This window comes from Gilliamella sp. W8145 (assembly GCF_016101145.1).
Lineage (GTDB): Bacteria > Pseudomonadota > Gammaproteobacteria > Enterobacterales > Orbaceae > Gilliamella > Gilliamella apis_A.
The window spans coordinates 1-445 of record NZ_JACFRC010000009.1 but is presented as its reverse complement, the minus strand read 5'-3'; the positions used below and the strand labels follow the sequence as shown (position 1 = coordinate 445).

Annotated in this window: 1 pseudogene; it reads left to right on the top strand. The window is 43.1% G+C overall.

Features of this window, described 5'->3' with window-relative positions:
- Positions 1 to 445 (top strand): annotated as a pseudogene (locus H3T80_RS12085) (hypothetical protein); the annotation flags it as partial.

Below are 445 nucleotides of genomic sequence, written 5' to 3'. Positions count from 1 at the left end.
AATATTACGCACTCGGCAATCAGTGACGGTGAGTTAATCATTCGTGACCAAGATAAGCAAACACAAGATATTAATGAACTCAGTCGTGATACCGAAAATGCCCATAGTAAGCTCAAACCAATCTTTAATAAAGAGGATGAACAGACCAAACAAAACATTGTCACTAGCTTACAAGAGTTAGCGTCACAGGTTAATGAGCTTGAGCGCACTATTCATAAAGATGCCGGTAAAGACTCAAAAGATGGTAAAATGGGCAATGACTTTAGTAAAGGCGTTGACTCAGCCGTAGCAATTATTACCAGCATTATCACTGGCGATATTGCTGGTGGCCTTGCTGGCGCTAGTGCACCATGGTTAGCGGAGCAGATAAAACTGCATACAGGCGATAATGAAGCTGCAAGGTTAATTGCGCATTCCATACTCGGCGCAGTGGTTGCGGAACTAC